We start from the raw sequence: 23,407 nt of genomic DNA on the forward strand, positions 1-23,407 counted from the left end.
CGATACGTTTTAAACGTTATCCGTGTCCTTTTTCCAAATAAAGTTCTGCTGAACGCGATTCAAATGGAAGCGGCCGTCGCCTTGCTGCGGTGAGGCCATGACGTCCCACACAATGTTGTCAACGCCGTCTGCCAAAAGCTTGTTTTGCGCGCCACTTGGCATGGTGGCGATGAAGCTGAATCCGAAATTAACAATCGTTTTGGCAAAAGATTTAGCCGTTTCCGGATCGAGTTTATCGGCAAACTCGTCAAACATGACCAAATGCGGTGCATCGGCACGATTCGACCGTTGCAAAACCATTTTCGGCACCAGCAAGAGTGGCAATACCATCGCCTGCGCCTTTTCTGCGCCTGAACCGCCGGACTGGACAAATTTATCGTCAACGACTTCAAAATCGTTTTCGCCGCTTTGACGCCGTCGAATCAATACCTCAAAGTCAGACCATTCGCGCGTATCGAGCAACTCCCGCGCAGCAGCAAAGAACGCGTCATCGTCGTTTGAGACTTCGGTGTTGTTGGCAAGTTGATCGAGACGCTGTTTCACCAACGCTTCAAGATGTGGCCGCTGTTGGCGCTGCGGATCACAGGCTTCTTCGATGGCTTCAGGGGCGATCCCTTTGATCGGCGTCAACCGGACTTTCAGTTTGATGTGTTGATGGCCGGCACCAGCCGCAAGAATCTGGTTGTAAGTTGTGATGACGTTGTACTGCGCACTGATGGCAGCCGTTGCCGCCTGGACAAATGTCGTATAAGCCATGTCATTGCCGCTTTGTTCTTCAGCTAAAGCTTTCTCCACCGCGGTATGATCATCATCTAAAAGTTTCAGTGCCTTGTTAACGTCAAACGCCACCACAGTCAAACCATTATTGGCAACCGAACGCTGTTGGCGCATCGCACTTGCCTCGGCAGGAAAACCGCGATCGGCAAAAAGTGCGTCAAGTGCATTTTGATCCTCACCATGACCGTCATGCCGGTGAATCAGGTTGCCAATCTGCGCGCTGATATCGCTATAACTGCTGCTGCGAATTTTGGCGCGATTGCTCGTGGCAAAGGCCAACAGCTCATCAATGGCAGTAAGGTGAACGTCCTCTGGAAAATACGGCCTCAACGTTTTAAGCTTTCCTGCAGCATCTGTCCCCTCTTTAGCTAATTGCGCCGTGTCTGCTTTAATTGTACCAGTCAAAGTATTGATGACCCCTTGCCTAGTAGCAATTTCGGTTTCCACGCTTTGCAACTGTTGGGTTAACTTTCTTTGCTTGGTAACTGCCGCGCCCAAACGTTTTGGCAGTTCCGGATCAATTTTCAAAGCTGCCTGTTCAGCCTTGAGCCGCGCGATGGTTTGCGCCAATTCATCCGCGTCGAAGTCAGGATCAAAAAAGTCTAACCAAGTATCAAGGTTGCTCTGCTGCGCTTTTTGCTCGCTCTCGTTAGCAGTTAACAGCGACTGTATGCGAAGCAAAGTCTGCACCAGCGGTTTGAGCTGTTTGCGCAGATCCTTTAACTGAGACAAAATTGTTGGATCTTTCAAAATCACAGTCAAATCCGGCTGCTTTTTCAGAATCGCCGACTGTTGGTCACGCAAAGGCTGATATTGCGTGTTCATTTGCGCCGCGCCTGCTTCATGAATGGTCCGGTTGTCTTCCTGCAAACCATCATGAACCCGGCCGCTACCAAACCCCTGTACTCGCGTATCAATCGCGGTTCCCATTTTGGCTTGCATCTGCTTGGTAATACCCACGTCGGCGCTGAGGCGATTGATCGTCTCCTCTATCCCATCGTACTGAACTTTTGCCGCTGACACTTGATGGATGTAATGTCCGAGCTCTGCTTCAATATCCTGCCAGTCATCAGCCTGCATCACCTGAGAAAAATTGTTCAAGGTGCTGGTCAGGGCAAGTAATTTGACTCTGATCGGAGAAAGATTGGTTTGTGTGTGATCGGCTAGCTGTTGTTTAATCCGGTCATGTTTGATGGCCAAGGTTGCCAGCTGCTGCTGTAATGTTGCGACTTTTTGCTGTGTCTCGCGATAACGATCTAATTCAGCTTGGCTGGTTTTAATCTGTTGCTCATATTGCGCCCGGCGCTTAATCAGCTGATCCTGCTCGGCTTTTTCATTGCGCAACTGCTCAACCTGCTCCGTTATTTCCGCTACCGCTTGCTTTAAATCAGCCAATTGTGCGGAATAAGCCTGTACTTCCTGCTGCGTATGGGTCAATTTTTCCTGGTTGGCAGCATTGCGGGCAAACCGTTGGCTATACGGCGTCAATAAAATTTCTTGGAGATGATTCAGGTTATGCCAAAAGATCCGCGACTTCATTTGCTTCAACCGCCGCTGGCCTTCGCTGATTCGTTTTAACAGTCCACGATAAGTATTCACCTGCCGCTGACTGTCGGCCACGCGGCGAATCACCATATCATCGATCCCTTCCTGGGCATCTTTTAACGCCGCAAGAATCGGCGCGAACTTTTCATTGCCGGACGTCAACGTTGGCGAGGCTAACAGGCGATAAGCATTTGCTAGACGGCCTAGTACTTTGCCGTCGCTGAAGCCATAAATCCGCGTTGCCGCAAATTCTCGATAATCTTCCGGCCGATCAAACACATGCAATTGGTCACCCATCGCGGCGTTCGCAGCTTTGAATTGGTTTTTATCGAGACTTTTCCCTTCAGCATCCGTTGTCTGAAGCTCTAACGCATCAGTCGGGTTCGGCGCGATAACAATAAACCACCAGGTCGGCTTGCGCGGATCATCTTGCACCCGCGTCGCCCCGAGGCCTAAGATAACCTGACGCTGATCCGAGCGCATCAAAACATAACTATAACCTGTCCGCACTTTCATGGCGCCCGGACCCCAGCCAAGCAACATTGATTCAAAAGTCCGCGTATCCCGACTGCTATTGCGGACACTCGCACTCTGCGAAACTTTTTCCGTGTTCTTGGCCGGGTTAAACGACGGCGTTGTAATGGCACCATCAATCAACATCGGAAAGAAACAGTTGGCAAGGGTTGTTTTGCCAACCGCATTTTCACCGATCAAAGTCAGATTGCCATTTTCGGCTGCTTGCATGTCCAATTTGGCGTACTTATTAAAATTACGCAAATGATAACTGACTGGCACTAATTGTTGCGTCAAGATTTAGCCCCTTCTTTGCTTTCTTCATCCTGCGTCACCGCAAATCGCGCCACAATTGGCGTTGGCACCCAGTAATCATCCTGAGCACGCATTAAATCATTTTCAAGTAAGGCGGCCTTTACCTGACTCGGTTGAATCGTGAAGCCTGGAAAAAGTTCGGCCGTCACGTTTTTGATTAAGCCAGTTAAGTCATCGGCGGCCACACCTGCCCCCAGTTGATGGGCGACAACTAACGCGGCAAGATAAGGCTTCGCAACACTGGGCTGCCGTTGTTGATCCAACAATAACGCATACTGATCCCCGACTTCCAAAACGAAACGGCCGCCTTGAGTCCACTGTTCAGCAATGGCTTCTTTGTGCGCCACAAGGATAGGCCAAAGTTGCGGCGTCGTTTTGGGACTCATGAATTGTTCCGTCAACAACACCCGATTGACCTTTTGAACATCGCTCAAGACCGGTTTCGTTTGTTCATTGGTCAGAAAATCGATCAGGTTTTGGGCAAATTCGTTAAAGTTGGGATGGATCTCCCAGTAATCATCGATTTCGGCAGGGACATTTTCCGCGCCATCCTCAAGGCGATCCGGTGTGAACAACCCAAAACGTTTCACAAACAGTGCGTCAATGCAGCGCAGTAATTCGCGTTCGTCAAGCTCAGTCACTTCACTGTGCACCTGACGGACGATTTTTTGCGTAGGAATGGCGCGATCTTCCAAATTGCTCTGTAATTCCGGTTCATTGATGATCGTTTTCACGGTTGCCAAAAGCACATGCACGACTTCTGGCGAAAGTTCTTCCTTACCGATCATGAAGAAAAGATTCTCCTGAAAATTCTCCGGCGTTGCACCGAACATGTTTTTGAAATAGTAACTAAGCTTTTGCTGCACAGACGGCTTTTTGAGTTCACTAATGGCAGCGCGACTGATTTGGGTCGCAGCGGGTAAAGGGGTCGTTGTGAACACACCATGATCCAGCAGTTCATTGATGACAAGTTGGTCTAACTTGGTAATTCTGGCCATAAGTGCCCTTCTCAAGCAAACGTAAATTTAAAACCGCACGGCAACACGACTGCATAATCTTCTCCGGCCACCTGCAATTGTAATGGCGGCGTGTCTGGCAAAGCATTCACCGTTTTGGCGGGACGACCGAACGGAGCAAAACCAGTCAGATCCTCGTGATATGTTGCTGCAAATAACTTGATAATCTCATCTCGCGCCGTGACGGTCTGCAACGTCAAATCGTGATCTACCCGACCGTGACGATCATCTACCATCAGCGTTTGACGAAATTCGCGTAGCCCGGCCATCTGTGCCTGTTCGGTAGGTGCATCATCGGTGACATCCGGATTATCGGTTTCGCTGGCTGGCTGCTTGCGGGTCGGATTCGCCAAGTAGCTGACCGGCCCCATTGTTGAAGCATCAAGCAAATCGCCCGGGTCTTCTACCTCGCGATCTGCCGGTAAGTGCCGTGGCACCTGCGCCGGAATGTGAAGTTGTTGATAGTGCGCCAGCAAGCCATCTAACTTTTTGGACAGCACCTTGATGTCAATGGTTTGGCGCTTGGCATGTTCAAACTCCTGACTCAGCAAGTGAACAATGCCCAATAACGTGTTAAACACCAAATAAATCGAGTCCAGACTGCTATCAATCGCCGTGGCGGTCGGACTCATGCTGAGCGCTAACCGTGTCATCTGCGCCTGCGCCCATTGTTTGGTACGCTGCAGCCGCATGACCAACGCTTCCTGGCGACCAACCGCCCGAGCAGCATCAAGATCATCACTGCCTTGTTGGGAATGGGCAATTTGATCGGCAAAAGTTGCGTCATTTGCTAAGCCTTGAATCCGTGACGCCTGATTCAGCATCTGCTGATAAGCGGGAATGGCTTTGTGGCGCAACATCTGCTGCAGGTGGCTGGCCGCCTGATTACCGTGATTGAAGGCGATATCATTGGCTAGTTCATCAAGGTCATCCTCAAGTTTATGGATACCTTTCATGACATCATCGTATGCATTCAGCATGTTTTGAAAATCATTGTAAAGCTGCGTGTCAGCGCCTGAGCGTACCGGTACACTCAGTTTTGCCACCAAATCAACATATTCCTGAATCCGATTTGTGTTAGCGGTAATCGTTGTTTCAGCGTCGATGACTTTTTGCATCATTTTCAAATATTCAATGCCACTGCTGGTAATCCGATAAACATAAGATTGAATAATATGGTAGCTGCCATTATGCATGCGGGCGCGCACTTTTCGCGGATTCATCTCGACCAAACCGGCTTGTGTCACCAGAACATCAAGCACTTTCTTCAAAACATCATCGGCAATCGGCGTTTCGCCGCCGCTTGTGTCCAGATAATCGTTGTTATATTTACGCGCCAAGTAACTTAACGTCACGGGTTCACTGCTACTGCCGGCATCGCGGTAAAGAATTGTCAACACGAACCACCCGGCAAGCGGATGATGCACGCTCAAACCTAATTGAGTTGCCAATAATAACTGCCGAAAAGGTGCTGATAAGGCTGCTGCCATAAGCTGGTTCCTTTCTATGTCCATACCACTGTCTGATGCCTTCCATTATACAAGAAGAATGCCGCGCACAATAGCGCCCACATCCAGCAGGCTGTCAGACTTTTTGCCAAACATGACATTTGTCACACCACATTCATGACATTCGCGACTACTACCCAATCCCATAGTCACGTAGTATCAGTTGTGGAGGTGGACGACATGACCACAATCATTCAAACAGAACATCTAAAATTTAACTATGACAAGAAACAGGTTTTAAAAGACATTAACTTAACCGTACACAGCGGTGAAATCATCGGCTTGATCGGCGTCAACGGTGCTGGTAAAACGACGCTACTGAACATCTTGCTAGGGCTTTTATCAGGAGAAGGTGCCGTCAGCGTTTTTGACAAAAAGCCCGGTGACCCCAATAGCAAGGCCCGAATTGGCTCGATGCTTCAAGGCGACATGATCATCCCCGGCATTACTGTTGGCGATATGTTAAAACTTGCCGCTGAACAGACTGAGCATGCGCTTGACCCAGACAGCTTGCTTGCCGATCTGAACCTAACGCAACTCAAGACCCAGCGTCTCGGCAATCTCTCCGGCGGCCAACTGCGCCGTGTCACTTTTGCTGTTGCATTAATCGGCCAACCCGATCTGCTGTTCCTAGACGAACCGACTGTCGGCATGGACGCGAATGCTCGAAAAGCCTTTTGGGATCAAGTTGAACAACTGCGACAACAAGGCAAGACCATCGTCATCACTAGTCACTACCTTGAAGAAATTCAGCAAATTGCCGATCGCTTATTGATCTTGCAAAATGGCCGCTTCATATTTGATGGCACCTTACAACAGCTACAAAAACAACACTTGGGCGCCACAATTACTTGTGAAACCGATCTGCAACCAGCCATTTTTAGCGGACTGGCTGATGTTGACCAGGTCCACAGCATGGGTGACAAACTGGTCATTCACAGCCGCAACGGTGATCAGACGCTTAAAGCACTCGTGCCGATGCTTGATCGACTGCATCAGATCAGCCTGAATCGCGAATCACTTGAAGACATTTTCCTACAGTTAACCAAACAGGAGGTTCCACAATCATGAAAACATTCTTAGCTCAAGTGGCCTTTGACGGCAAGCGCCTGGTGCTCCGCAACTTTTCGTTTATTTTCCTTTCGCTCTTGATGCCAGCAGGATTCTATCTGCTTTATACCAAAGCCATGATCAGTGGCTCTGCTGTGGCAATCAAACAATTTAATATTAGTTATATGGATCAAATGATTGTCTTTAGCATTCTCCTCGAAGCACTCTTCAGCATTGCGTCCATCTTGAAACGCGATCGCGATAAGGGATTCACGACTTTTTTAAGATTATCGCCCAAAGGCATGGTTCCCTATTACGTTTCAATCACTTTCTGGATGCTGATGATGAGCCTGCTTTCGGTGATTGTCTTAGGCGGCATTGCGATTGGCGTTAACAATGTCAGTCTTGATGCTGGTCAGTGGTTAGGCTTCCTTGGCATTATTTTGGTCGGTCAATTGCCTATCCTGATGATCGGTATTGCGTTGTCCTATATCCGACGTGAAGAAATGCTCAGTCTTGCCAGTAACTTACTCACTTTTCCCATGGCCATTATCAGCGGCTTATGGTGGCCGATCAGCCTGCTGCCGAAATGGTTACAAACCATCGGCAAGGAGACACCGACTTACTTCGTGAATAATCTCTTAAATCAGGTGACCTCACGTGCTACAGTAGACTTAACAAATCTAGTCGGGATTGCCGTTTGGTTTGTACTCGGCAGTTTGCTGGTGGTTGTCATGACTAAACATGAACAACGGAAGGGCGTGGCTTTGGGTGAAGCATAATCTTCGGTCATGGTTAATGAATCTTGAATGGACCAGCTATATTTGGCTGGTCTATTTGCCGTATATCATGGCTCAATATGTTCCGACAAAATCGATCACTGACTGGATTTGGCTCGGCTTGGGCGTGGTGTTTCTGGTCGTCTACATTTTGGTTAACGAAATCGACCGATGGTTACTCGTCACCATTCCGCTGGAGCTGGCGATCACCGGTTTATTTGCCATCTTCGCCTTCAACGATTACATGATTATTTATCCCGGTTGGCAAGTGTCCTTTATTTTAGCTAGGTACCCACGAAAATATTTTCACTGGTTCGCCACAGCATTTTACCTCATTATTCTCGTGGGTCTATGGCGCGCCAATCTGGTCCATCCGGGTACTTTAAACATCTCAAATGGTAACCTGCTCAATCTTGTTTTCCCGCTTGTCTCCCCAATCTTTGCCTATACCGCCTCACGATCCATTATCCGCCAACGCCAACTTCGGCAAACAAATCGGCGGCTGCAAGCCATCGTTCGCCGCGGTGAGCGCGAGCGGATTGCCCGCGACTTGCACGACACCCTCGGCCAGAGCTTTTCGATGATGACCCTTAAGGCTGAGCTCGCCAAAAAGCTGCTGGACAAGGCACCTGAGCGCGTCGGACCGGAACTGGACGACATTGCCCAAACCAGTCGGCATGATTTGCAGTTGGTCCGCTCGATCGTCAATGACCTGCACCAACAGTCGCTAAGTGAGATGATGTTAACGCAAGGAAAAAATCTTGCGGAAGCCAATGTTGTTTTGCTGACGGACGGCGAAAATGCCGCCACAGAATGGCCAACCAAGGTGCAGATTCATCTAAGTCCGGTCATTTCCGAAGCCATTACGAATGTGATACGCCATGCGCATGCCCATCAAGTTGAGATTACCTTCGAACAAACGCCAAGCGCCTATATCGTCAACATTCAAGATGACGGCCGATCCAAAAATAATTATGCTCGTGCTGGATCAAATGGTATCAGCGGCATGCAGCAAAGAATGAATGAAGTGAACGGTACCTTTACAATCACCCACACTCGACAAGGTACCCTTGTCACACTGACACTACCAAAGGAGCAACAAGTCTCATGATTACCTTATATCTTGCGGAAGATCAAAGCATGTTAAACTCGGCACTCCCCCAGTTATTGGACTTAGAGGATGATCTGCACGTGCTTGGAAGTGCTGGAGACGGTGCAACGGCATGGCAAGATATCCAGCGGCTCAAACCTGACGTTGCCATTTTAGACATCGAAATGCCCAAACTAACCGGACTTGATGTCGCCGATAAAATTCATGAGAGTGACTTGCCAACGAAAGTCATTATTTTAACCACTTTTGCGCAAAAGGCCTATTTTGAGCGCGCCGTTGCGGCTAAAGTAAATGGTTATCTTTTAAAAGATAGCCCTAGTGACGATTTGATCGCCGTCATCCGCAAAGTAATGACCGGGCAGACGATTTACGCGCCAGAGCTGGTGACAAACATGGTTACGACTGAAAGCAATCCCCTCACCGACCGCGAACTCGCAGTTTTGGCCGAGGTTGCTAGTGGGTTGTCATCTAAACAAATCGCTGCGTCCTTGTTTCTATCTGAAGGTACGGTGCGTAACTATCTATCGGCCATTTTTAGCAAGCTTGGGGTGCATAATCGGATTGAGGCGGTGGAGATGGCGAAGCGGAATAAGTGGTTGTCTTAGGGTTGCTAGCGTTGCAATTGATGACAAATAGTTTTGCCGATAGACATCGTTTTAACTATCATTAGGTGAACCAATAGTCCATCCAGAAAAAAGCTGTCTATAGCAGCTTGTTTTGACACCCAAACAACGAGGACTTTACCCATGAATCCAAGAAATTTAACTTTAATGTTTCCAAGTAATCCATTAAAGCCAAGAGAGCCCGACCCAGACTATGCAGAAGAATACCAGGTTGCTGGCGATTTCACACATGTCCGTGTGTTTGATCTTGATTTGTTGCTTGGGGAAGGGAAACTAAAATTAAATAAAAAGTTTCCATCATCAACGATCGTCATTTACCGCGGGTGGATGCTTACGCCCGAAAATTATGCTCTACTGCAAACTTTGGTTGAAAGTGCCAATGCAAGCTTGCTCACAAATAAAGAAGCCTACCAAATGACACATCTTCTTCCTAACTGGGCACATCATGCAAATACACTAAAATCTGCATGGACAACCGATCTAACTGACAATGCACTGATTAAACTGTTGGATCAATTCAATGGTCCTGTCACTGTCAAGGATTTTGTCAAAAGCAGAAAGCATGAATGGTATTCGGCATTTTACATTCCGAATCCTCAAAATCATTATCAGGCATTAGCAATCATCCATAACTTCATTCAACGCCAAGCTGAAAATTTGGTCGGTGGCATCGTCATCCGAGAGTTTGTGCCTTTCGTACAAACCGGTGTGCATCTCAAAAACGAGACACCAATTTACGAAGAATATCGCGTTTTTTATTGGCATTCAGAACCATTTGCAATGATTGATTATTGGCATCATAACTTTGATAGTTTAGGTGACGGTGACCTGATCTTCGTTCGTAAAAGTGCCCAAAGAATTCGGTCTCCTTTTTTCACGATTGATTTTGCTAGGAAAACGGATGGCACTTTAATCATAGTGGAAATTGGTGACGGCCAGGTTTCTGGATTGCAAGATTATGACACGAGAAAATTTTATCACCAGTGGTTCCAGCGAATTGGACTTGAGCAAGGAGATAGATTAAAGTGACAGTATACGTTCGTAAGGTAGAGCCTCCCACTGATTTTTCGGTATCGCCATTTACGCTATTAACGGGATTCTATCTTCGTGGGGAAGAAATCGTCCAGTACAATACTTTTAATGAGATTGGCGAGCTTGTTGATCAAGATATCATTGTAGATTATGTCTTTCAAATGCAGCATATCTTTAACCTCATGAACATTAAGGTTCGCCCCATTGATTACCCTAATCAATTACAGACATTTTACGGTCGGAAAATTGAGTCTGGAACAATCAGTCAAATTTTTGAAAGCAAAACAAATTGGAATGTTTTTATTAAACCAAAAGCTGACACAAAATTATTTGAAGGTAGAGTTGTTAGAACTCGAAAAGATTTAATTGGTCTCAATGTTACCTACGACTACCCCATTTGGATAAGCGAACCTGTCCACTTTGTACGCGAATGGCGCTGCTTTATTTTAAATCATCATGTTTTAGATGTTCGCCCCTACAAGGGTGACTATCATGTTCAATATGATCCCACAATAATCGATGCTGCCGTGGCGGCTTGGAAAGAAGCACCAAACACGTGTTCCATTGATATTGGTGTTACAGCAGATAATCGTACTTTAGTCGTTGAGGCAAACGATGGCTTCTCCCTTGGCACATATGGTCTTAACCCTTATCAGGCAGCCGTCTTTCATGAAACACGCTGGAGAGAGATAACCCACGCATATTTTCAAGATCATCAAACTGTCAAAGTGCACGAATGAACGGCGTATTTTCCTGTGAGATTGTTGATTTACAGATGTTAATCATGGTCGATATGTAATTCAATGTTCAATATAATAAAATGGCGTTTTCCCTGTTATTGGAAGAGGCCATTTTTAAAATCACCGTTATTGAGTATTGTTGTTATTCTCGAGGCACTCAATTACGAGGACTACGCTGCAGGTAGTTATCAAAACGCCTAACTGCAACGTTGTTTTGGTTCAGACAGTCGCGAGTTGTAATTCATGTAGCCATGTGGACTAAAAATTGTGCTCCACCAACCTTAAGATCATAAGAAATTCAAATAACGCAGTCACATGGACTACGACGCATTAACCTTACCGAGCGCCGTGCTAGTCTTTTCATTTCAATTCACGCAGCCACGTGGACTGCGACCTTGTTGCTAATGGCCTGCACCGCTAAACCCTTGCATTTCAATTCACGCAGTCACGTGGACTGCGACAACGTGGCTGACAGTCTTGAGGCTATCGCCAACAAATTTCAATTCACGCAGTCACGTGGACTGCGACTCTCATCGGCGTAAAAGCATATAATGACATTCAAATTTCAATTCACGCAGTCACGTGGACTGCGACGTTCTCCTCAGTAGATTCCTTAATACCCTTATTAATTTCAATTCACGCAGTCACGTGGACTGCGACCCGGCCAAGCGTTACTACAATGTTTTTGGCAACAAATTTCAATTCACGCAGTCACGTGGACTGCGACAGGAGGTGAGACCGTGGAAAAGGCCAAAAAGGAAAATTTCAATTCACGCAGTCACGTGGACTGCGACTTGCATAAATGGGTTAGGCATTTCATTATTTTTCCAATTTCAATTCACGCAGTCACGTGGACTGCGACTGTTATTTCAGTCGCGTCTGAATTCTGCACAAAAAATTTCAATTCACGCAGTCACGTGGACTGCGACGGCATTAAACAAGCGACTAGCCGCAATAAAAAAATTTCAATTCACGCAGTCACGTGGACTGCGACAAAGCGGTATGCGATTCTCAGTCTACTGGCAGAAATTTCAATTCACGCAGTCACGTGGACTGCGACGACAAGGAGTAACGCCGTGCATAAGTTTCAGCGATTTCAATTCACGCAGTCACGTGGACTGCGACGTTAGCAAACGCCCAGGCATCAACCCACCACCTAATTTCAATTCACGCAGTCACGTGGACTGCGACTTCGCCTATTGTCTTCCCGATACCTTGAAAACTTATTTCAATTCACGCAGTCACGTGGACTGCGACTGAGGAGGCTGGTATCGTAGTGCACAATCCATATATTTCAATTCACGCAGTCACGTGGACTGCGACAAAAGCTGCGCGGGCGGGTGCGGTCGTTGAGAATTTATTTCAATTCACGCAGTCACGTGGACTGCGACTTGCCAGACCTTTGTACGACACTTTTGGGGCAATATTTCAATTCACGCAGTCACGTGGACTGCGACGCTTGACGTCCAAACATCAGCATACCCGTGATAGATTTCAATTCACGCAGTCACGTGGACTGCGACCGATCTCAACGTCCTTAGTCAGCTTTGGATTCCACATTTCAATTCACGCAGTCACGTGGACTGCGACAAGCCCCGTTTTTCTTCATTTGCTCTTGAAGAGGTCCTATTTCAATTCACGCAGTCACGTGGACTGCGACACGGAAACGCGTAACTATAAAACTAAAACCATCTATATTTCAATTCACGCAGTCACGTGGACTGCGACCTTGCCGATACACAAGTTAACCGCGTCTTTTATGATTTCAAATCACGCAGTCACGTGGACTGCGACCACCAATAGCACACGTTTTGACCCGTCTGTGTTGATTTCAATTCACGCAGTCACGTGGACTGCGACAAGTCCATTTTAGTAATACCTACATGTAAATGGTAAATTTCAATTCACGCAGTCACGTGGACTGCGACTTCCATGTTACTGTTTTATCGTCAGCGTTATCGGATTTCAATTCACGCAGTCACGTGGACTGCGACGATTTGTACCCGAAGCAACATCAGCATGAATCTTATTTCAATTCACGCAGTCACGTGGACTGCGACTTGCTGGTCAGGTTTTGCCGGCTTATGTCGATGTTATTTCAATTCACGCAGTCACGTGGACTGCGACCAAACGGCCAACTGGTCTACTTTGCTGGTTGTTAATTTCAATTCACGCAGTCACGTGGACTGCGACCCGTCACGCCAAACCAAACGAGCAACGACCGTTAATTTCAATTCACGCAGTCACGTGGACTGCGACCGATACTGATAGTATTTTCATGCGAATATCTTACTGATTTCAATTCACGCAGTCACGTGGACTGCGACCCCATTCCGCAAGGCCGTTTCTAGTTTTGGCGCTTCATTTCAATTCACGCAGTCACGTGGACTGCGACTGGAAGGCTATAAGTCTTCCATTACCAATCTGAATATTTCAATTCACGCAGTCACGTGGACTGCGACGGGACGCCGCTTGCGTGGGGGAAGAAACAAGTCACTATTTCAATTCACGCGGTCACGTGGACTGCGACGCCTGGTAAATAGTTAATTTGGACGTCAGAATTAGATTTCAATTCACGCAGTCACGTGGACTGCGACCCGCTGTGGTGAATCGGACACCACCAAGTTCACCAATTTCAATTCACGCAGTCACGTGGACTGCGACTTTTATTTTGTTTGCTAAGGTTTCGCCATCAATTGATTTCAATTCACGCAGTCACGTGGACTGCGACGTTATAGATACCATCTGGCCGTATAACTAATCCAATTTCAATTCACGCAGTCACGTGGACTGCGACCTGCATAGTTAACGCGCCGGTTTAAGCGACCCTTAGTATTTCAATTCACGCAGTCACGTGGACTGCGACTGAAAAACAATGCTTATCTTAATGGTATTGATTATATTTCAATTCACGCAGTCACGTGGACTGCGACAACAGCGGTGAGCGCCCCATGATTGTGTCGTATGAATTTCAATTCACGCAGTCACGTGGACTGCGACGAAATTAAGCGGCGCAAGATGCTTTATCAATTGAATATTTCAATTCACGCAGTCACGTGGACTGCGACGTTAGCTATATCTTCTCACGTGCGTAATCTCGATACAAATTTCAATTCACGCAGTCACGTGGACTGCGACAATACATCGGTATCTTCAAAGCCTAAAAAGTAAGGATTTCAATTCACGCAGTCACGTGGACTGCGACAAAAGGTAAGTTTAAGCTGCGTGACTATCAAGAGATTTCAATTCACGCAGTCACGTGGACTGCGACATGGAGCAAATAGCAGTGTCTCAACCAGAGGAGGACATTTCAATTCACGCAGTCACGTGGACTGCGACCAACCTACACGATTATTTGTGGGGAAAGAAAACCATTTCAATTCACGCAGTCACGTGGACTGCGACACAGTCACTGTTTCAGTGGACGTTAAAGGCCAAGATTTCAATTCACGCAGTCACGTGGACTGCGACGCAACTTATGACGCAGGAGAAACGCTCAACTATGATGATTTCAATTCACGCAGTCACGTGGACTGCGACCGCAAGATATTGCACAAAAAGCCTAAAGATCACAACATCTTGCGGCTGGTGCTTAACTATACACATCAAAAAGTCTAGATAAAACGTCAACACGGTACTTTCAGATATAAATCTGGTGCGAATCTCCCCGGGTTTATATGTTTACCCACCATTCGCACCAAGGGAAGGCATTACAAAAAGTGATGCTAGAAATCATCTTGTCACCAGAAAGCAGTTTTCAATTCAACTGAATACCGCTCACTTCAGATTACCCTGTCCTTGAAACTTCGACAACAAATCAAGTTATCTAAATTTCAACTTAAGATTGTTAATTATACAAAATAGTTCATGGCCTTGTCCGTTGTATCCAATCCAAAATCTTCGTCATATTGACTTTCTCTGGCTATCCATAATCCCGTATGCTCATCGAAACGTGCAACACCGTTTTTAACCAAGTTTTCGCTAGTACGCTGATCACCAAATACTTGAACGACGTACTGTTGAGCCTGTTTTAATAGTCGGTAAAGTTCTTCGAGGGGTGTCTGACCGCTTAAAATTTTTCCGACAATCTCTTTTCCTTGTCCCCATTGAACAAGAATTGGGATGGTATTCGAGTTGATTGGATCAAACAGTCTCGTTACACTCTGAGGAGCAGAAACATGTAAGAGATCGCTATAAACACGATGCCCATGTTTTTGCTCATACGCGTCAACCCCGTGCTTGTTTATCAACGGATCGGATTCAGCATTTTGCCCATAAATCAGTGAGAGAAGGCTCAGCCTCTGGTGATCTATTGTCTCAGGGTAGTTTAATTGAGCACCACGATCTTGATAGTAACGTTGAAAATATTGGGACACAATTTTCGCTGAAAGTGGATCAACATGGGGATAAAGATTTAACAACGTCTTGGTAATATGAGCACCTGCAGAAATATCATTCAAACCGTGGCTGATGTTTTCAATCTCTGAATCCAATCGCATCAAGTGCACTCGGCCAATTTTGGTCTCGTGGTTTCGATTACATCGACCAGCAGCTTGAATAACACTGTCAATGCCGGCCAATGACCGAAAAACTGAGCCAAAGCTAAGATCAACACCTGCTTCAATCAACTGTGTCGAGAACACAACAACTGGCATTTGGTTCTTCAGGTTTTCACGAATTGCCTTAATAACCTTTTTACGGTGGGCAGCACACATCGCAGTTGACAGGTGGTACCCTTTCACATCCAGATTTAACTCATTAAACTGCTGGAAAGCCTGACGCGCCGCCTTTTTAGTATTCATAACCGCAAGAACACTTGAAACACGTGTCAGCTCAGACTTCAAGCCATTCATTAAATCATCTAGTTCCCACACTTTCGCAGTATGATCAACTAGCTCGGTTCTTTTGAACGCTGTTTCCACACTGGGAATGTCGGGAATTATTTCCTTTGGCGCATCAATTCCGATTGGCAAAACATCGTGACTTAATGACGGCTGCGTTGCCGTACACAGTAACAACGTTGACTTGCCTTCATGTGCTAACCAATTCATAGCGACATTGTTCATCTCAACTGCTTTGGTAGGCATACTTTGAATCTCATCAAAAATAACCACGCTATTGACCATACGATGCATGTGCCTAAGGTTTTTGCTACCCCTGCCATATAACGCATTTAAATACGCTACCTGCGTTGTCATGATAATGGGGGCATCCCAAGTGTCTCGTGCATAGTAGTAGCGATCATTTTTAGGGTCATCCTGTTCAACTTGGTCGTTCCCGATTGCGGAATGATATTCCAGTACTGTTGATCGGTCGCTCGGCTCAATATCAAGCCGCTGACGAATAGCACGCGTGTTTTGTTCGATAATTGTCGTATATGGTGAAACAATGATAATATGATCCAAATAATGCGTCACGCACTGATTAAGGGCAAATCGCAAACCCGCTAAAGTTTTCCCACCACCAGTCGGAACGCTTAAGCTATAAATGCCCTGATCAGCCTGGCCAGCAGCTAAACAATATTGCGACATTTCGCCTCGAAGCCGATTGATCATCCCCTGCCCGCTTGTGGTATCTGTTGCATTCTGCCTCGCCTGTAAAGCCGCTTTCTCTTCATTTATTCTGCACAATGCGTCTAATGAAGCGCCTTGGGATTCCTGTTGCGTTGTTTTGCCAACCATAAAATCACCTGTTTCCAGGTGATCAGCATCAATTAAGCAGCTAGCAATATACCGCAGATAAAAATTTTCCTGAGTTTCTTGTTGTTTGTCGGGAATCATCGAGACCTCGTGGATTGCTTCATCCAGATAGGCTTCGAAAGAGGCTTGCGAAAAATCCTCAAAAAAGTGTTGCTTAATTTCTGAGATAGTCCAGTCTTTGATTTTTTGAGATTGTCTCTGTAGGAATGGTGACTCGCCAGAGGTTGGCGTCACATAGTCATAGGGCCCTCCTGCATTGTGATGCGCCATGACAACATTTTCGATCAATTCACTAAGATAAATCGCATCGTCATCAAAATTTTGGTTTAAAAAAGCTCCCAAAAGTCTGGCACCGGCAAAAGCATGATTGACCTGCCCAGGATGTGTATTAGGATCACCATCGTGCGATTTGTTAATGTAGTCCTGAAAGGTTTGGGCATATTTGCCAGCATCGTGTAGCCATCCCGCTAATCCTGCCACATGTGATAGATGAAGTGGCTCAGCATAAGTTTCACAGAGATTTTTGACTGCCCAAAGATGATCGTGCACTGATTGAAATCGATTGTCGTCAGTACAGTGAGCAATAAAAGTCGGCCTTGTCATAGTACTAATACCCTTGAATTTCCTGAACATGCAGGCCATCTACATGAGGGTCGTTCACTTTAATTGATACTTGGGCAAAGCTTGACGCATCTTCTCCGTATGAAACTTGTGTTGCTTCATGAACCTGGTATGGAGGCAATTTACCCAGCTTGGAATCATGATCCCACCAAACTACTTTTAGTACGACCATTGATCCTTCAGGGCGGGCAGCCGAAGCATCATTGACGAACAGAGTCTCTAAAGCTTTTTTCAATGCTTCGGCATCGTCTTCTGTAAAACCAGTTCGCTCGGCCTGTTCAACATTGATACTGCCATTAAACTTATAAACCCCAAACGGCACCATAGCCTTGGTACCCATCGTATCTGAGCCTTTTGTATCCCCTGGTTCTAAGTTAATCGACTTGGTGATCTGTTCTTCTTTTACAGTAATTGGGCGAATGGAATAGGCTGCTTGGACGGTAACGGGGCCTCTCACAGGAATAGAAACCCCGTCTAAACCATCATTCAACCCTTTTTTGAATGGCATCACTTGCCCGAATGCTCTGACGTCAAGCCAACTTTGTGTCGCTGCTTGAATAAACTTTTCCCGCCAATTTGGCTCCTTGTCTGGTTTTTCGGCCAAAACATCATTTACTGCCTGACTCATTTTTACCCGATCCCGAATGTTAGTGACACCATCGGTAATGCGATCCTGTTGTTGTACCAGAGTAGGGAGCCCCATGTCCTGCCAACGATTACGGATCTTGCGCTTAATGGCTACATCGCTGATCTCGCCTAGTCCATCAGCATTAACCCGTGGCCGATTGGCATCAAGCGGATCACCATTTGGATTTGCGTTTTTAACGCCAATCACAACAGAAAAATCAATTTTATGATCCAAAGGGTTACTTGTCATTTGTATCTCCTCCTTGTTTGGTTGTCTTCATGTGATTTGCCTCGTTTTGTGCTGAAAATCCTGAAAGAAACATTGTGGAAAGTGGTTCGTCACTTGCAAATTCCTCCGGCGGCATCAAATTAGTGATTTCATCAATTTGATGTAGGAAAAAAGTCCTTGAACCACCACTTAAACGATTTAGATAAGATCGTACAACTGCCAACCAAACTCGCTTCCATGTTGTAGCCGGACGTTCAGAAAAGTTGGTAAAGAACCTCAAAGCTGTTGTTTCCCTATCTGATTGATTTGTTCCTTGTGCTTTCAGCTGATAAAGTGCTGTACGTTCTACCGTATCAGCTACCGAAAGCAGCCGACCGTATACATAAGATCGGTCGTGATTGTTCTTATCAAGACTCATGCCCGTCGCCCCTTTTGAATTATAATTTTGAACTGCAGAAAAATAGATAAGATCGCGGTACCAATCAGTGAAATGGTCATAACTTTTTGGGTGTCGCACATGCCTGTATATGGCATTAAAGGTTTCCGATGGCACAGATCGGCCATGAATCACGGCAACCATCAATCTGGTCATAGCGCGTTTTGCTACAGTGTTGAAGCGTTCGCCTGTATGCCCAGTGCTATAAGCAGCGCGAAGAACTTGAGAAAAATTAGGAATGACAATCCGCTGTTCTCCGCCAAAGTAGCGAATAAACGCAGCTTGGTTCCCCCACCGCTCTAAGTTAGCTTTCAAAACATCGGTCTGTAATAAATCATAATAAGTGACACTCATGCGGCCTGTTGTGGCAGCGTCAAGAAAAAGAACATTGACAGGATGATTATCGCCAATCTCAATGTCACCCAGCATACCCTTTAACCGTCGACGATAGTTATAGGCAACTTCCTGACCTGTATCAGAAACTTTTTCAAGACTTTTCTTCTCTTTTTCAATTAACCGCAGTCGCCGCTGGCTGAGAGGTCTGCCACGCGTTATTGTCGAAACAGCGTCACTGATGGTTTCGTTGTTGCGATCGTTAGTCCAAAAAAGGAATACGCGCGAATCCTTTTGAATGCCTTGTCTCTGTATGAGCCACTTTAATGCATGGGTCATTTTCTGCGATTGAGCATACCCTACAGAATAGAAATCGTCATTCAGGAAAATACCACGATATGAGAAATTAGCGTTGTCATTGGCAGAAATAAGTTTTGCATTACTGGCCAAGGCATTAACGTTTTTCTCAATCTTTTTGGTGGTAGGCACTTTATCGCCCGTAATATAGTCAATTCCTAAATCATCATTTTCGGCCTTTTGCTCTGCAAGGTAGAACTCAGTCCATGCTTTAAACAAATTAATGTCGCGCCAAGGCGGTTGTTGTCCAGGATTATCTACCCTAAATCTCACAAAAGGCTCACCTTTTTCGACCTTTTGGATGAGTTTCTTATCTGAAAGCGATGCAGCTAGGTCACTGACTAGGCGATTTTTTTGAATATATTTCAAGATCGTGCCGATCTCAGGTGGTGTTTGCGGATCACTTGCCCACATAGTTAATAAATCTAGATATTTTTGATGGGCGGTTTCAAAGTCTCGTTTATTCTTTGCCGTCTTGGCATATTGAAGCAAGTCACCGGCACAATACTTGACCTTATCATGCAATGGAAACGCTTCGGGATTGCTCGCACGAGTAGCCGCATCAATGGTTGCTGGAATGACCGTCAGTTGCTCATCCTTTGGCAATGCTCGTGCTGCCAAAAAATTCCCTTGTTGATCAATTGCCACTTCAATCTCAACCTTGACTGAAACATGTCCAAGTGGCAGGAGCGTGTACCCAGCAGCTGGATCAAACTTTCCGGCAGCCGCTTCATTGGCATCATAAACTTTTACCAACTCTTGAAAAACTGTCATCGACTGCCACCTCCAAACATTTCTGCGTACAGAGCATCCGCCGTCTGTATCGTATCAGGATGCTGCCATGTATACTGCTTGATCTTTCTGATTGGTTGAACCATTGTGCATGCCTCGGGACGTGGGAAATGAATGACCCCCTTCTCCATCTTCGCTGCCCACAAGCGAACCGACAACATTGGATCACCTGTTTCATCGGGATAGTTGTATCCGTGTACCATGACGCCGAACTGACGATCAGTGTCATCGTAATGTCCGGTTCCTTCGCCGAAAGTGACCGGCTTGACATAACCTTGGCATTCTCGAGTTCCTAAGAAAATATCTCGACGGCCACCAGCCTTTAAAGCCCGGTTAAAAATCGCGGCGTGCTTTTTGGTATTGCGATCATCGACCAGTTCCGGACGTTGTAAATTCCACTCTATATGGCACTCGACCTGATAGCGGACTTTATGCAAATAGGCATAGTAAGCGAGCGTATTCTTACTCAGAGAAAGGTTCTTGTCAAATGGTCGCATTGCTTTTGATTCAATGCGAATTTCGTTCATGATTCGCACTTTATCAATTATGAAAACAAATGTTGGTTTCCAATAAATTGACGAAGCAATACCGACTAACGCCTGATACGTCGGCACCTGGTAAGTCATCTTTTCACCGCTCTTCGTTAGAGGGTCGGTAAAAAGAGCGTTCTCACCCCAAACCTCAAACGTAAAATTCTGTGTTGACATTTCATCACCTCCAAATTCATAAACCAATGTTGATGTTTCAATTTATTGATAGCGCTTACGATTGTTTTGTTGAAGCACCGCCTCCTTTCCACACAGATAGATTATCACATGCTTTCACATAAAACAACTGAATACATGTTTTTTCTAAGAAGGAGTCTCCTCCTTCATCCTGACACATAAAACAACTTTTTCAATTCGCGCAAGTGGTTGACATTGGCAAACTGACTTGCGATGAAGAGCATGTCCTTCAATAACAAAGTAGCGCATTGCCCACCGCCATTGCAAGTTAAAATATCAACGCATCAGTCAAATCGAGCACTTCTTTCGTCCCTATATGCGTTACCTTATTCTCGTAGTGATCCCCTAAGTTGTAGAAACGCAAACTGTCAGTCTTTTCGACAATTACTTTTGTTAATTCTGTTTTCAGTTTGACAAAGGTTAGTTGATCGATCAGGCATTCAAAGACCGAGTTCTGAACGCGCTGCCCATAGCGTGAGCATATCTTTGCAACTCTCGCTAACCTTTTGGCTCCTTTTTGATCTTTAACTGAGATGTCATAAGCAACCACAATTAACATTCTGCACCTCATTTCCACAGAAACGGCGGATAGGCATCTAAATCACCGCGAATGGTTCTAGCCAGTAAGATTGCTTGAATCATTGGCACCATCCCCCAAATGATTGGCTCGTTAATGAAGGGATGGGTTAATTTCTCTGTCTTTTTCTTTGCCCACTGATTTAGAAACTTCTTTCTTCCCTCTTCGTTCAGAAAAACTGCACCGCTTTCTTGATATAAAAAATCGGTTTTGGTTAAGATCTGTTTATTGATCATTTTTAAAACCAACCGATCTGCGTACACGCCTCTTAGTTCTTCCATCAAGTCTAATGCCAAGGATTGCCTTCCTGGGCGATCTTGATGGAGAAAACCTACATATGGATCTAAACCAGCGGTGATTAAGGCCGAGGCGCATTCATTAGCCAATAGCGAATAGGCGAATGACAACAAGGCATTAGTGGCATTCATAGGTGGTCTTCTTGAGCGTTCGTTAAATGTAAAAACCGTACTCTTTTTCAGGATAAAACTGTCAAAGGCTCCAAAATAATTTGCCGCTGCATTTCCTTCAATACCTCGCACCTCGGCCAGACTGTCGACTTCACGTAGCTTTTCAATAGCCTCTTGAAGCGCTTGTGAGAGCTGTTTAAGCTGATTTACGTCAACAACTAAGCTATGATCGCGCAAGTATCTTTCGACCATCCATCTTTGATTAAAAATCTTGCCTATGATAAAGTTTCTGGCAAACGGAATCGAAGCATTTTGATCATCAGAGATGCGATACTGCTGCTTCCTAAGCACAACATTGCCATTCACTGCACCAACAACGGTTCCTTGAAACTTTCCTGAAGGTGTCAAAAAACTTATAGGAATATTTCTTTGCAAGCATTCAGCTAGCAATGCAGGACTGGCACCCAAACGAGTAAATGCGACAATAGCGTCTAGATTGACAAGTGGCACTTTGCCTTTTACGACATGTTCAACTGACACTCTCGCATTGCCGCCGTCGAGAGAAATATACGAATCATCTCCAGAAATAAACAAGGTGTTTAGGATCGTTTTCATTAGTCTATTAACCTCTCCTCAATATAACGGGCTGCCGATCTTTTCTTATTCAGAACCGGCAGGCAAATGTCAGCCAATGAGCAACTTTTACATTTTGCCGTGATTCGTACTTTGGGGGTATATCTTTTTTGCCAGTACTGATGCATCTCTGCCAAAACTGTTTTGGCAGACTCTCGAAGCTCTTCTGAAACAAGGACAGTCTCGCGTTGGCGCGTCTTAAAGTAAAAAAGATCTCCTTTATCAATATTGGCACCGAGCATCTCCTCCAGACACATTGTTTCTAGCACCAGCTGTAAAGTATCGGAAAGATCCCGCTTCTGATGCCCGTGCTTGTATTCCACGACAAGCGGCTGATAGCGGCTCTTGCGACCATTAAGTTGCACGCCATCTTGCGACTTATTAAACTCAACAACATCGCAAATGCCACTAATACCTAATTCCGCGGAATGGATACGTAATCCCCGAACAACTAATAAATCTTTACGTTTTTCCTTAAAGGTTACATCATCAGCATTCGTATGGAGTTGAGTGCCTTCATATGTAAGTACATTGTCTTTCCAGGCTTGTTCAATATGAATAAGTGCCCATTGACGTTTGCAAAAAACGAAATGCTGAATGCCGGATATTAAAAGCCAATCCTCTTCTGAATAATACAATTGAGTCACCTCCAAAGCAGCTATTAAATTCGCCTATGCTCATTATTTCACCTATCGTCTTTGATTACCAGCATAAGAAGTCAAAAATATAGCGCTTACAAGTTTGTGGCCAAAAGCTTTTTCAAAATTTAGTTGATCATATCAGGCAGGCATTGAAGATACGTTAACGTACTATGGTATATTGTTATTGAAGAACAACATGTTTTCGACAATGAAGGTCTGAGTGCGAATGTAGGGCACACATGAAATCGCCGGTACATTCGCACTCCTGTTGTTAAGTATATTTCGCAATTTGACTTGCTCTTTGCTTTTCTTGTGTTTTAT

General features: G+C 45.6%; 16 protein-coding genes and 1 CRISPR repeat array. Of the genes, 6 read left to right on the plus strand and 10 right to left on the minus strand.

Annotated features, from left to right (window positions below):
- Nucleotides 1–9: 9 nt before the first annotated feature.
- From GSO_RS02865 to GSO_RS02875, 3 genes are read right to left on the minus strand one after another with little or no spacing between them, the layout of a single operon-like run.
- On the minus strand, nucleotides 10–3,132 hold the full coding sequence (locus tag GSO_RS02865) for an SbcC/MukB-like Walker B domain-containing protein (RefSeq protein WP_010488753.1): 3,123 nt from the start codon (nucleotides 3,130–3,132) through the stop codon (nucleotides 10–12).
- Nucleotides 3,129–4,148, minus strand: coding sequence for a hypothetical protein (locus GSO_RS02870; protein WP_010488755.1), 1,020 nt, complete (start codon nucleotides 4,146–4,148; stop codon nucleotides 3,129–3,131). Before GSO_RS02870 ends, GSO_RS02865 begins: the two co-directional genes overlap by 4 nt.
- 11 nt (nucleotides 4,149–4,159) lie before the next feature.
- Entirely contained in the window at nucleotides 4,160–5,656 is a 1,497-nt protein-coding gene (locus GSO_RS02875; RefSeq protein ID WP_010488757.1) for a hypothetical protein, read from the minus strand.
- Between the two features lie 198 nt (nucleotides 5,657–5,854).
- Between GSO_RS02875 and GSO_RS02880 the strand changes: the two genes are divergently transcribed.
- The 6 genes from GSO_RS02880 (at nucleotide 5,855) to GSO_RS02905 (ending at nucleotide 11,009) form a co-directional block, all read left to right on the plus strand.
- Entirely contained in the window at nucleotides 5,855–6,745 is an 891-nt protein-coding gene (locus tag GSO_RS02880; protein WP_010488759.1) for an ABC transporter ATP-binding protein, read from the plus strand.
- Entirely contained in the window at nucleotides 6,742–7,506 is a 765-nt protein-coding gene (locus tag GSO_RS02885; RefSeq protein ID WP_010488761.1) for an ABC transporter permease, read from the plus strand. Before GSO_RS02880 ends, GSO_RS02885 begins: the two co-directional genes overlap by 4 nt.
- A gap of 16 nt (nucleotides 7,507–7,522) precedes the next feature.
- Entirely contained in the window at nucleotides 7,523–8,614 is a 1,092-nt protein-coding gene (locus GSO_RS02890) for a sensor histidine kinase (RefSeq protein ID WP_081379809.1), read from the plus strand.
- Nucleotides 8,611–9,219, plus strand: a complete 609-nt coding sequence (locus GSO_RS02895) for a response regulator transcription factor (RefSeq protein WP_010488764.1) — start codon at nucleotides 8,611–8,613, stop codon at nucleotides 9,217–9,219. Before GSO_RS02890 ends, GSO_RS02895 begins: the two co-directional genes overlap by 4 nt.
- A gap of 141 nt (nucleotides 9,220–9,360) precedes the next feature.
- Nucleotides 9,361–10,266: an ATP-grasp domain-containing protein gene (locus tag GSO_RS15445; RefSeq protein WP_010488766.1), complete on the plus strand. Its 906-nt coding sequence runs from the start codon at nucleotides 9,361–9,363 to the stop codon at nucleotides 10,264–10,266.
- Complete coding sequence (locus GSO_RS02905) at nucleotides 10,263–11,009, plus strand: ATP-grasp domain-containing protein (RefSeq protein ID WP_010488768.1); 747 nt, start codon at nucleotides 10,263–10,265, stop codon at nucleotides 11,007–11,009. Before GSO_RS15445 ends, GSO_RS02905 begins: the two co-directional genes overlap by 4 nt.
- Nucleotides 11,010–11,304: 295 nt before the next feature.
- A CRISPR array of direct repeats spans nucleotides 11,305–14,549; the repeat unit is 32 nt; unit sequence ATTTCAATTCACGCAGTCACGTGGACTGCGAC.
- 311 nt (nucleotides 14,550–14,860) lie between these two features.
- Here GSO_RS02905 and GSO_RS02910 read toward each other — a convergent pair.
- The 7 genes from GSO_RS02910 to cas4 form a co-directional block, all read right to left on the minus strand.
- Nucleotides 14,861–17,311 carry a CRISPR-associated helicase/endonuclease Cas3 gene (locus tag GSO_RS02910; RefSeq protein WP_010488774.1) on the minus strand — a complete coding sequence of 817 codons (2,451 nt, stop codon included), beginning with the start codon at nucleotides 17,309–17,311 and terminating at the stop codon, nucleotides 14,861–14,863.
- Between the two features lie 4 nt (nucleotides 17,312–17,315).
- Nucleotides 17,316–18,206: a type I-C CRISPR-associated protein Cas7/Csd2 gene (gene cas7c, locus GSO_RS02915; protein ID WP_010488776.1), complete on the minus strand. Its 891-nt coding sequence runs from the start codon at nucleotides 18,204–18,206 to the stop codon at nucleotides 17,316–17,318.
- Nucleotides 18,196–20,085: a type I-C CRISPR-associated protein Cas8c/Csd1 gene (gene cas8c / locus GSO_RS02920; protein WP_010488778.1), complete on the minus strand. Its 1,890-nt coding sequence runs from the start codon at nucleotides 20,083–20,085 to the stop codon at nucleotides 18,196–18,198. Before cas8c ends, cas7c begins: the two co-directional genes overlap by 11 nt.
- Entirely contained in the window at nucleotides 20,082–20,810 is a 729-nt protein-coding gene (gene cas5c / locus GSO_RS02925) for a type I-C CRISPR-associated protein Cas5c (RefSeq protein ID WP_010488780.1), read from the minus strand. Before cas5c ends, cas8c begins: the two co-directional genes overlap by 4 nt.
- 286 nt (nucleotides 20,811–21,096) lie before the next feature.
- On the minus strand, nucleotides 21,097–21,387 hold the full coding sequence (gene cas2 / locus GSO_RS02930) for a CRISPR-associated endonuclease Cas2 (protein WP_010488782.1): 291 nt from the start codon (nucleotides 21,385–21,387) through the stop codon (nucleotides 21,097–21,099).
- Between the two features lie 8 nt (nucleotides 21,388–21,395).
- Nucleotides 21,396–22,427: a type I-C CRISPR-associated endonuclease Cas1c gene (gene cas1c / locus GSO_RS02935; RefSeq protein WP_010488784.1), complete on the minus strand. Its 1,032-nt coding sequence runs from the start codon at nucleotides 22,425–22,427 to the stop codon at nucleotides 21,396–21,398.
- A complete protein-coding gene (gene cas4, locus GSO_RS02940) occupies nucleotides 22,427–23,083 on the minus strand; it encodes a CRISPR-associated protein Cas4 (protein WP_010488786.1) in 657 nt (218 codons plus the stop codon). Before cas4 ends, cas1c begins: the two co-directional genes overlap by 1 nt.
- Nucleotides 23,084–23,407: the final 324 nt, after the last annotated feature.

Origin of the sequence: Lacticaseibacillus zeae DSM 20178 = KCTC 3804, from assembly GCF_000260435.1 — a bacterium.
GTDB classification, from domain to species: domain Bacteria; phylum Bacillota; class Bacilli; order Lactobacillales; family Lactobacillaceae; genus Lacticaseibacillus; species Lacticaseibacillus zeae.

Bases quoted from the DNA above. Each gene is read 5' to 3' on its own strand.
- GSO_RS02895 (WP_010488764.1), top strand. From the start codon at position 8,611: ATGATTACCTTATATCTTGCGGAAGATCAAAGCATGTTAAACTCGGCA.
- GSO_RS02870 (WP_010488755.1), bottom strand. From the start codon at position 4,148: ATGGCCAGAATTACCAAGTTAGACCAACTTGTCATCAATGAACTGCTG.
- GSO_RS02875 (WP_010488757.1), bottom strand. From the start codon at position 5,656: ATGGCAGCAGCCTTATCAGCACCTTTTCGGCAGTTATTATTGGCAACT.
- cas1c (WP_010488784.1), bottom strand. From the start codon at position 22,427: ATGAAAACGATCCTAAACACCTTGTTTATTTCTGGAGATGATTCGTAT.
- GSO_RS02885 (WP_010488761.1), top strand. From the start codon at position 6,742: ATGAAAACATTCTTAGCTCAAGTGGCCTTTGACGGCAAGCGCCTGGTG.
- cas8c (WP_010488778.1), bottom strand. From the start codon at position 20,085: ATGACAGTTTTTCAAGAGTTGGTAAAAGTTTATGATGCCAATGAAGCG.
- cas2 (WP_010488782.1), bottom strand. From the start codon at position 21,387: ATGTTAATTGTGGTTGCTTATGACATCTCAGTTAAAGATCAAAAAGGA.
- GSO_RS15445 (WP_010488766.1), top strand. From the start codon at position 9,361: ATGAATCCAAGAAATTTAACTTTAATGTTTCCAAGTAATCCATTAAAG.
- GSO_RS02910 (WP_010488774.1), bottom strand. From the start codon at position 17,311: ATGACAAGGCCGACTTTTATTGCTCACTGTACTGACGACAATCGATTT.
- cas5c (WP_010488780.1), bottom strand. From the start codon at position 20,810: ATGTCAACACAGAATTTTACGTTTGAGGTTTGGGGTGAGAACGCTCTT.
- GSO_RS02890 (WP_081379809.1), top strand. From the start codon at position 7,523: ATGAATCTTGAATGGACCAGCTATATTTGGCTGGTCTATTTGCCGTAT.
- cas7c (WP_010488776.1), bottom strand. From the start codon at position 18,206: ATGACAAGTAACCCTTTGGATCATAAAATTGATTTTTCTGTTGTGATT.
- GSO_RS02880 (WP_010488759.1), top strand. From the start codon at position 5,855: ATGACCACAATCATTCAAACAGAACATCTAAAATTTAACTATGACAAG.